This is a genomic window from Candidatus Streptomyces philanthi, from assembly GCF_059553635.1.
The window spans coordinates 1-9665 of the sequence record NZ_JCANQV010000227.1 but is presented as its reverse complement, the minus strand read 5'-3'; the positions used below and the strand labels follow the sequence as shown (position 1 = coordinate 9665).

Annotated in this window: 8 protein-coding genes; 4 read left to right on the top strand and 4 right to left on the bottom strand. The window is 74.3% G+C overall.

Translation table 11 applies throughout. The features are described 5' to 3' along the window. Positions 1-260: 260 nt before the first annotated feature. Genes AC51EU_RS22415 through AC51EU_RS22400 form a run of 4 tightly spaced genes read right to left on the bottom strand, consistent with a single transcriptional unit; the run spans position 261 to position 3508 of the window. A complete protein-coding gene (locus AC51EU_RS22415) occupies positions 261-722 on the bottom strand; it encodes a thioesterase family protein (RefSeq protein ID WP_496268827.1) in 462 nt (153 codons plus the stop codon). Continuing rightward, complete coding sequence (locus tag AC51EU_RS22410) at positions 719-1684, bottom strand: 3-hydroxyacyl-CoA dehydrogenase NAD-binding domain-containing protein (protein ID WP_496268826.1); 966 nt, start codon at positions 1682-1684, stop codon at positions 719-721. The genes AC51EU_RS22415 and AC51EU_RS22410 overlap by 4 nt, the downstream gene beginning before the upstream one ends. Before the next feature lie 41 nt (positions 1685-1725). Next, positions 1726-2604 carry a beta-keto acid cleavage family enzyme gene (locus AC51EU_RS22405; protein WP_496268825.1) on the bottom strand — a complete coding sequence of 293 codons (879 nt, stop codon included), beginning with the start codon at positions 2602-2604 and terminating at the stop codon, positions 1726-1728. Positions 2605-2632: 28 nt separating this feature from the next. Further along, positions 2633-3508, bottom strand: coding sequence for a TetR/AcrR family transcriptional regulator (locus AC51EU_RS22400; protein ID WP_496268824.1), 876 nt, complete (start codon positions 3506-3508; stop codon positions 2633-2635). 193 nt (positions 3509-3701) lie between these two features. On the opposite strand from AC51EU_RS22400, the gene AC51EU_RS22395 reads away from it, so the two are divergent. From AC51EU_RS22395 to AC51EU_RS22380, 4 genes are all read left to right on the top strand, one after another. Continuing rightward, positions 3702-5765, top strand: coding sequence for a SpoIIE family protein phosphatase (locus AC51EU_RS22395; protein WP_496268823.1), 2064 nt, complete (start codon positions 3702-3704; stop codon positions 5763-5765). Between the two features lie 78 nt (positions 5766-5843). After that, entirely contained in the window at positions 5844-7235 is a 1392-nt protein-coding gene (locus AC51EU_RS22390; protein WP_496268822.1) for a type I glutamate--ammonia ligase, read from the top strand. After that, positions 7223-8374 (top strand): amidohydrolase family protein, encoded by a 1152-nt coding sequence (locus AC51EU_RS22385; RefSeq protein ID WP_496268821.1) that lies wholly within the window; start codon positions 7223-7225, stop codon positions 8372-8374. Before AC51EU_RS22390 ends, AC51EU_RS22385 begins: the two co-directional genes overlap by 13 nt. Before the next feature lie 45 nt (positions 8375-8419). Further along, positions 8420-9665 (top strand): MFS transporter (locus AC51EU_RS22380; protein WP_496268820.1); only part of this gene is annotated, 1246 nt, incomplete at its 3' end.

Here is a 9665-nt window from a genome sequence, read left to right as displayed (position 1 = left end):
GCCCGCGGCGACGGGGATGCCGATGCGGCGGTTGGTGAGGCGGTGCTCGGCGGCGCGGGGGGTGGGCGTCATGTCCGTCTCCTGGGTCGGCGGGATGCCGTCCTCCGAAGCGTGACGAATGGGCATGTACCCGTCAAGGTCGGGGACGCGCCATTGTTAGGAAACTTTCCTACCCTGCTTCCGGGCCCCACCGCCACCCCCGGGACGCATGCGCCCCGGTCTTCCGGGACGGCCAGCAGGCCGCCCCGGAAGACGACGGGTCAGACCGTCCGGATACCGCGCCCGGCCCACTCGGGCGCCGGGGCCACCAGACCACCCAGATACGCGCGGGCCGCCTCCGGGAGCGGCGCGGCGCGCCCCGCGTCCTGGTCGACGTGGAGCGCGAACAGCTCCTCGGTCGCCACCGGCTCACCGTCCGGCTCCCCGGTGAACATCTCGTGGACGAACCGCACCTTCTTCGCGTCCACCCCCAGCACCCTGGTGCGGACGGTGAGTTCACTGCCGCGCGCCACCTCGTCGAGATAGCGCACATGTGCCTCGACCGTGTACAGCGAGCAGCCGCTCGCGGTGCGGTAGGCGGTGTCCAGGCCCGCGGCGTCCATCAGGGCGTCCGTCGCGAAGCCGAAGACCAGGACGTAGTACGCCTCGCTGAGATGCCCGTTGTAGTCGATCCACTCGTCCCGGACGGTCTGCCGGAACAGCGGGAGCGCGGGTGCCGTCACTGGTCGCCACCCCGCAGCCGCCCGGTGGCACGCAGCACGTCGATGACGCCCTGGTCGCGCTCGGCGACCAGCTCCGCGTACGTACGGCCCTTGGCCGCGTCCTCGCAGCCGTCGACCATCGCGTCACGCAGCGCCCGGTCCAGCTCCGGCGCCTCCAGACGGGTCCACGGCGACTTCAGCGACGGGCCGAAGTGGTCGAGCATATGGGCCATTCCGCCCTCGCCGCCGGCCAGCGCGAAGGTCAGGCACGGGCCCATGAACGCCCACCGCAGACCGGGGCCCTCGGTGATCGACGCGTCGATGTCCTCGACGGTCGCCTCACCGTTGGCGACCATGTGCAGCGCCTCCCGCCACAGCGCCTCCTGGAGGCGGTTGGCGATGAAGCCGGGCAGCTCGCGGTCCATCGTGATGACGGACTTGCCGGCCACGTCGTAGAAGCGCGAGGCCCACGCCACCGCGTCCGCGTCGCTGCGCTCCCCGCCGACGACCTCGACCAGCGGGATCAGGTACGGCGGGTTGAACGGGTGGCCGACGACGAGACGGCCCGGGTCGGCGGCCTCGGTCTGCATGTCGGTCATCGGGTAGCCGGAGGTCGACGAGGCGATGACCACCCCGGCGGGGGCGGCGGCGTCCAGCTCGGCGAGCAGCGACCGCTTGAGCTCCAGCTTCTCCGGCGCGCTCTCCTGGACGAACTCGGCGTCGGCCACGGCCTCCGCCAGCGTCGGGGCGACGGTCAGCCGGTCGGGCGAGGCGCCCTCGGCCAGGCCGATCTGCTCCAGCGCGGGCCAGGCCGCGGCGACCAGGCGGCGCAGCTTCTCCTCGGCGTCCGGCGCCGGGTCCCAGGCGGTGACGTCGTAGCCGCGGGCGAGGAAGTGGGCTACCCAGCCGCCACCGATCACTCCGGCGCCGATGCAGGCGATACGGCGGACGTCCTCCGGGGCGGTGCGGGCGTGGAAGGGCATGGATGTGCTCCTGTGGGTGGGGGCGGTGGTGCGGGACGAGGTCACTTGAGGCCGAGGCGGGCGCGGGCCTGGGCGGGGGTGGCGACGGAGGCGCCGAGCAGCTCGGTGATCTCCACGGCACGCTCGACGAGCTGCCCGTTGGTGGCCTTCACACCCCGGCTGAGGTAGAGGTTGTCCTCCAGGCCGACACGGACGTTGCCGCCGAGCAGGATCGACTGGGCCACCCACGGCATCTGCATCCGGCCGAGCGCGAAGCTGGCCCACTCGGCGCCCTCGGGCAGCATGTTCACCATCGACTGGAGCACACCCGGGTCGGCGGGCGCGCCCCACGGGATGCCCATGCACAGCTGGAAGACGGTCGGGTCGTCCAGCAGCCCCTCGGCGAGCAGCTGCTTGGCGAACCACAGCTGACCGGTGTCGAAGATCTCCAGCTCGGGGCGGACGCCCAGCTCCTGGATGCGCTTGGCGCCGACCCGCAGCATGTCGGGGGTGGAGACGTAGAGGTTCGAGCCGTCGCCGAAGTTGAGCGAACCGCAGTCCAGGGTGCAGATGTCGGGCAGCAGCTCCTCGACGTGCGGCAGCCTCTCCAGGCCGCTGACGAGGTCCGTGCCGGGCAGGTGCCGCAGCGGCTCGTCCGGGTCGATGACGAGGTCGCCGCCCATCCCGGCGGTGAGGTTGATGATGACGTCGGTGCCGGTGTCCTTGATCCGGCCGACGACCTCGGCGTACAGCCGCGGGTCGCGCGAGGGCGCGCCGGTCTCGGGGTCACGGACGTGGATGTGGACCACCGCGGCGCCCGCCGACGCCGCCTCGACGGCGGAGGCGGCGATCTGCTCGGGCGTCACGGGGACGTGCGGGGAGCGCCCCACGGTGTCGCCCGCGCCGGTGAGCGCGCAGGTGATGATGACCTCGTTGTTCATGGGATTCCTTCGATGGGGAGGGGCAGGACTACGGCTCGGGGGACCGGGCCGGGAGCAGTTCGCTCTCGACGAAGGCGAGCAGGGCCGTGTGCATGGTGTCGGGGCCCGTGCTCTCCGGCGCGGTGGCCAGGACCTGGGTGGCCAGGCCGTCGATCAGCGCGGTCAGCCGCAGCGCGGTGAACTCCGCGTCCACGGCACGGAAGACGCCCTGCTCGACACCGCGCCGCAGTACAGCGGCGACGGTGGCGCGCCACTGCCGGTAGTAGTGCTCGTGCAGCCGGCCGACGGCGGTGGACCGGGCGGCCTGCGCCCACAGGTCCAGCCACACCAGCCACTGCCGGCGCTGCTGTTCCGTGCGGGGGGTCTGGAGCGCGATCAGGTGCCGCAGCTCCTCACGGGCGTCGGCGGCCTCGGCCAGGCCCGCGGCGCGGCGCGCGGTGTCCTCGTCCATGCACCACCGCACCGCCGCCTCCAGCAGCTCGTCGCGGCCGGGGAAGTGGTAGTGCACCGCGGCGGTGCTGGTGCCGCACGCCGCCGCGATGTCGGCGACGCGTACGCCGGCGAAGCCGTGCTCGGCGATCAGGCGGACGGTCTCCCGCACGATCTGGAGGGGCCGCCCGCCCTCCGGCACGGCGGCCGGGCCGCGTACGGGCTCCGGTGCGGGCCGTCCGGGCGAGCCGAGCAGCGTCCCGGCGTCCACTCCGGCGATGTCGGCGATGCGCACGATCTCGGCGACCGTGAACCGCCGGGCGCCGCTGAGCGACCGGGACAGCTTCGAGGGGTCCATCACGATCCGGCGGGCGAACTCGCGCCGGCTGCAGCCGAGGCCGTCGATCACCTGCCGGACGCGCTCGGTGACCGCGCCCTGCTCGTCGGCGACCCGTGCTCCGGGGTCTTCCTTCATGGTCCGGGACCGTAACAGGTGCGTTGAGAACATCGCAACGTTGATGAGGCGAAGAAAAGAGGGATTGAGCAGGTAGGAGAAGGGGAAGGGGCTGGTGTTGCGCACTGACTGATGCATCAGTCAGTGCTCAGGGGGCGGGCCGGGGAAAGGGTGCGAACATCCGGAAAACGGAACAATGTGGGACAGTGACGGCATGGCTGAGCGGGGAGCGAAGCGGGCCGCCGAGCCGGTGCCGGACATACGGCCCGCCCGCCCTGATCCGACCGCGGACCTCCACCGCACGGGCGGCTTCGACTGGGACCTCGACCACGGGCTGCTGCACCTGGACACGCCCGCCCTCGCCCTGTTCGACCTCACCCCCGAGGAGTACGACGAACGCCCCGAGACCCTCGGCAGCCGCCTCCCGCACGACGAGACGGCCCGGCTCGGCGCCCTCCTCCACCGCGCCCTCGCCGACGGCAGCGACACCTACGGCGCCTGCTTCCGCGTGCTGAGCCGCGACGGCGGCTCCCGCTGGGCCCACTGCCGCGGCACCATCCGCCGCGGCGCCGACGGCCGCCCCCGCCGCCTCATCGGCGTGCTCCGCGCCGCCGACGACGCCCACGCCCGCATCGCCGAAGCGGCACCGGACGGCGAGGGGCCCCGGCACCAGACCGGCGTCGTCGAACGCACCACCGCCGCCCTCGCCCACGCCCGCACCGTCCGCGAGGTCATCGCCGTACTCGCCGGCGAGCAGGGCCTTGACCGCCTCAACGCGGAGAACATCATCCTCGGCCTCGTCGAGGCCGGGCACATCCGCCTGGTCTCCGAGGGCAAGGCCGGCAGCTACATCCCCGACCTCGAACTCACCCGCGTCGGCGACGAATTCCCCATGAGCGAGGTCGTCCGCACCCAGACCCCGCGCTTCATCCCCAGCCGCACCGAATTCGCCTCCCGCTACCCCCGCATCTGGCCCGCGATCGAACCGCTCGGCATCGGCTCCGCCGCCTACCTCCCGCTCATCGCCCAGGGCCGCCAGATCGCCGTCATCGGCCTCTTCTACGCCCGCGAGAGCCCCTTCAGCGACCAGGAACGCGGCATCCTGCTCGCCCTCGGCAGCAGCATCGCCCAGAGCCTCGCCCGCGCCATGCTCTACGACCAGGAGCACGAACTCGCCGTCGGCCTCCAGCAGGCCATGCTGCCCCGCCGCATCCCCGGCGTCCCCGGCGCCGAGATCACCGTCCGCTACCGCTCCGCCCGCCTCGGCCGGAACATCGGCGGCGACTGGTACGACGTGATCCCGCTGCCCGAGGGCCGCGTCGGCGCCGTCATCGGCGACGTCGAGGGCCACGACACCCAGGCCGCCGCCCTCATGGGCCAGCTGCGCATCGTGCTGCGCGCCTACGCCACCGAGGGCCACGCCCCCGCCACCGTCATGGCCCGCGCCTCCGCCTTCCTCCACGAACTCGACACCGACCGCTTCGCCACCTGCGTCTACGTCGACGCCGACCTCACCACCGGCACCGCCCGCTTCGTCCGCGCCGGACACATCGACCCCCTGCTGCGGCACGCCGAGGGCCTCTGCCGCCGCCTCCCCGTCGCCGGCGGCCTCCCCTTGGGCCTGTCCGCCGAATTCACCCGGCTGGACTATCCCGTCACCACCGTCCACCTCGCCCCCGGCGACACCCTGCTGCTGTGCACCGACGGACTCGTCGAACGCCCCGGCGTCGACCTCGACGACGGCATGCGCCACCTCGCCCGGCTGGTCCGCACCGGACCCCAGGACGTCCACCGGCTCGCCGACCGGCTCTGCGCGTCCGCCGACCGCGGCCCCGGCGAGGACGACATGGCCGTCCTCCTGCTCCGCCGCCTCGGCATCCCCCGACAGGACGCCGCCAGCCACATCCGGCAGCACATCTCCCACGGCGACCCCGAGGCCCTCTCCGGCGTCCGCCACATGATCCGCGCCGCCGTACGGGCCTGGGGCGCCGTCGACCGCGCCGACGACATCGAACTGGTCGCCGACGAACTGATCACCAACGCGCTCCTCTACACCGACGGCGACGCCGTGGTCGACATCCGGATGCCCTGGGGCACCGAACGACGGCTGCGCCTGGAGGTCGAGGACCGCTCCAGCACCCTGCCGCGCCGCCGCGAACCGGGCGAGGCCGGGCTCTCCGGACGCGGACTGCTGCTCGTCGACCGGCTTGCCGACGTCTGGGGTGTGGAACCCCGAGGCGGCGGAAAGTGCGTATGGTGCGAGTTCAACTGCCCCTGACCGGGAACATCGTGAGGTCCCGTCAGCCGGGCGCGCACACCGCCGGGAGACCGGCACGGCCGAGTGAGGACGGCACCCATGGGATCGCAGGCGGTACAACAGCCCGTGCAGGCCCGCTCGCTGGCGGCCGGCCTGGACGCCGAAGGCGTCCGCAACGTCGCCCTGACCTGGGTCGACAACGCCGGCATCGTCCGCGTCAAGGCCGTCCCCGCACCCCGCCTCCCCGCCGCCGCACACCGCGGCGTCGGCATGTCACCCGTCTTCGACGTCTTCACCTCCGACGACGCCATCACCGCCTCCCCGCACCTCGGCGGCCCCGACGGCGACCTGCGCCTCTTCCCCGACCTCGACCGCCTCACCACCCTCGCCGCCCAGCCCGGCTGGGCCTGGGCACCGGTCGACCGCTACGACCAGCTCGGCGCCCCGCACCCCGCCTGCCAGCGCCTGTTCGCCCGCGCCATGGCCGACCGCGCCACCGCCGCCGGCCTCGACCTGCGCATGGGCTTCGAGACCGAATGGGTGGTCGTCCGCGCCCCCGACGGCCACACCCCCCACCCCGCCGACGCGCTCGACCACCCCTGCGCCGGCCCCGCCTACGGCATGACCCGCGTCGTCGAACTCTCCGACTACCTCCGCGACGTCACCGAGGCCCTCACCGTCCAGGGCATCGACGTCCTCCAGCTCCATCCCGAGTACGCGCCCGGCCAGTTCGAGGTGTCCACCGCGGCCGCCGACCCGGTGCGTGCCGCCGACGACGTCATCCTCGTCCGCGAGACCGTCCGCGCCGTCTCCGCCCGCCACGGACTGCGCGCCTCCTTCGCCCCCGTCGTCGTCGCCGGACAGGTCGGCAACGGCTGCCACCTCCACCTCAGCCTCCGCCGCGACGGCACCAGCCTGCACCGCGCCCCCGAGGCCGCCTGGGGCCTGGCACCGGACGCCGGCGCCTTCCTCGCCGGCGTCCTGGACGCCCTGCCCGCCCTGCTCGCCGTCGGCTGCCCCTCACCCGCCGGCTATCTGCGGCTCCAGCCCTCCCACTGGGCGGGCGTCTACCAGTGCTGGGGCGTGGAGAACCGCGAGGCGGCGCTGCGCCTGGTCACCGGCGCGCCCGACGACCCCGACGGCGGGCACGCCGAGATCAAACCGTTCGACGCCGCCGCCAACCCCTATCTCGCCGTCGGCGCCGTCATCGCCGCCGGACTGCACGGCACCGCCACCGGCGCCCGCCTCCCCGAACCCGTCACCGGCGACCCCGGCGCGCTCGGCGTCCGCGAACGGGGCCGCCGCGGCATCGTCCGGCTGCCCGCCACCCTCACCGAGGCCACCGACCACCTGGAGCGCTCCGCGCCGCTGCGCGAGGCGATGGGCGAGGTGCTGCACGGCGCGGTCCTCGCCGTCCGCCGCGCCGAGGAGGCCCGCTTCGCGGGCAGCGACGCCGACGAGGTCGCCGCCGCGACCCGGTGGCTGTGGTGACGCCCGAGGGCCCCCGGCCCGACGACGACCTGCCGCCGCTGATCGACCACCACTGCCACGGGCTGGTCCGCCACGGTCCGGACCCGGACGCCTTCGCGTCCTGGCTCACCGAGTCGGACCGCCCGCCCGCGGCCGGCACCACCTTCTTCGACACCCAGGCCGGCTTCGCCGTACGCCGCTGGTGCCCGCCGCTGCTCGGCCTCGCACCGCACTGCCCGCCCGACCGCTACCTGGCCCGCCGCCGCGAACTCGGCCCCGACGAGACCCGCCGCCGGCTGCTGGGCGCCACCGGCATCGGCGCCTACCTCGTCGACACCGGCCTCCCCGGCGACCTCACCGGCCCCGAGGAGACCGCCGCGGCGGGCGACGCCACCGGCCACGAGATCGTCCGCCTGGAGACCCTCGCGGAACGCCTCGCCACCGGCGTCCGGGACGCCGAGGAGTTCACCGACGCCCTCGCCCGCGCCGTCCCCGCCGCCGCGACGGGGGCCGTCGCCTTCAAGACCGTCGCCGCCTACCGCCACGGCCTCGCCCTGGACCCCCGGCCGCCCGGCCCCGACGCCGTCCACGCCGCCGCCCGGACCTGGCTGTCGGCCGGTGCCGGGCGGCTGGCCGACCCGGTGCTGCTGCGCCACCTGGTCCGGCTCGCGACCGCCACCGGCCGGCCCCTCCAGTTCCACACCGGCTTCGGCGACCCCGACCTGCGGCTGCACCACGCCGACCCCTCCCTCCTCACCGACCTCGTACGGGCCACCGAGGACACCGGCACCGACCTGATCCTGCTGCACGGCTACCCCTACCACCGCCAGGCCGCCCACCTGGCCGCGTCCTTCCCGCACGTCTACGCCGACATCGGCCTCGCCCTCACCCACACCGGGGCCCGTGCCCCCGCCGTCCTCGCCGAATTCCTCGAACTCGCCCCCTTCGGCAAGCTCCTCTTCTCCACCGACGCCTACGGCCTCCCGGAGCTGTACACCGTCGGCAGCGCCCTGTTCCGCGACGCCCTGCGCACCGTCCTCGGCGCCTGGACCGCCTCCGGCGCCTGGTCACAGCCCGACGCCCGGCGCGTCGCCGCGATGATCGCCGCGGACAACGCCCGGCGCGTGTACGGCCTGCCGGACGGCACCACCACCGGCTGACCGGCGGGCCTTGGCCGCGCCCGCGGGGCCGTGCTTCACTTCCGCGTGCCTCGTACAACGGAATCCGACGCGCCCCGAAGTCCCGCCCGCCCACGGATATTCGCCGACCTCACCCCGCTGCGGACCTCGCCGGACTACCGCCGCCTCTGGCTGGGCAACGCCGTCTCCTGGATGGGCCAGCAGATGACCGCGCTGGCGGTCTCCCTCCAGGTGTACGCCCTCACCGGCTCCACCTTCGCGGTCGGCCTGGTCGGCCTGTGCTCCCTGGTGCCGCTCGTCGTCTTCGGCCTCTACGGCGGCGCCATCGCCGACACCGTCGACCGCCGCACCCTCGGCCTGTGCAGCGCCGCGGGCGCCACCGTGCTCTCCGTCGTCCTGGCGGCCGCGGCCCTGGCGCACTTCGCCCACGTCTGGCTGCTGTACGGCGTCGTCGCCCTCCAGGCCGTCTGCTTGGCCGTGAACTCGCCGGCCCGCTCGTCGATGATCCCCCGTCTGCTGCCCGCCGCACAGCTCCCGGCCGCCAATGCCCTCAACTCCCTCACCGGCAACCTCGGCCTCATGGGCGGCCCCATGCTGGGCGGCGTCATCGTCGGCCTGTGGGGCTACCAGGCCGCCTACCTCATCGACGTCGCGGCCTTCAGCGCCTCTCTCTACGCGATGTGGCGGCTGCCGTCGATACGGCCCGAGCAGCGAGAGGGGGCCCGCCGCGCCTCCGTCCTCGACGGACTGCGCTTCCTGGCCACCCGGCCCAACCTGCGGATGACCTTCTTCGCCGACCTCGTGGCCATGGTGCTCGCCCAGCCCCGCGCCCTGTTTCCCGCCGTCGCCGCGCTGTGGTTCGGCGGCGACGCGAGGACGGTCGGCCTGCTGGCCGCCGCGCCCGCCGTCGGCGCCGTCCTCGGGGGGCTGTTCTCCGGCTGGCTCGGCGCCGTCCGCCGCCACGGTCTGGCCATCCTGATCGGGGTCGCCGCCTGGGGCACCGCCATCGCCTGCTTCGGCCTCACCCGCCACCTCTGGCTCGGCCTGTTCTTCCTGGCCGTCGCGGGCTGCGCGGACACCGTCTCGATGGTCTTCCGCAGCACCATGCTCCAGGCCGCCACCCCGGACGAGATGCGCGGCCGCCTCCAGGGCGTCTTCATCGTGGTGGTCGCGGGCGGCCCCCGGCTCGGCGACTTCCTCGCCGGCTCCGCCGCCGACCTGACCTCGCCCGCCACCGCCGTCGTCGCGGGCGGTCTGGCCTGCGTCGTCATCGTCACCGCGCTCGGTCTGGGCCGCCGCTCCTTCGCCCGCT

What these genes read in the sequence shown, in the direction of transcription:
- AC51EU_RS22410 (WP_496268826.1), bottom strand. Translation starts at nt 1,684, where the DNA reads ATGCCCTTCCACGCCCGCACCGCCCCGGAGGACGTCCGCCGTATCGCC.
- AC51EU_RS22405 (WP_496268825.1), bottom strand. Translation starts at nt 2,604, where the DNA reads ATGAACAACGAGGTCATCATCACCTGCGCGCTCACCGGCGCGGGCGAC.
- AC51EU_RS22400 (WP_496268824.1), bottom strand. Translation starts at nt 3,508, where the DNA reads ATGAAGGAAGACCCCGGAGCACGGGTCGCCGACGAGCAGGGCGCGGTC.
- AC51EU_RS22395 (WP_496268823.1), top strand. Translation starts at nt 3,702, where the DNA reads ATGGCTGAGCGGGGAGCGAAGCGGGCCGCCGAGCCGGTGCCGGACATA.
- AC51EU_RS22390 (WP_496268822.1), top strand. Translation starts at nt 5,844, where the DNA reads ATGGGATCGCAGGCGGTACAACAGCCCGTGCAGGCCCGCTCGCTGGCG.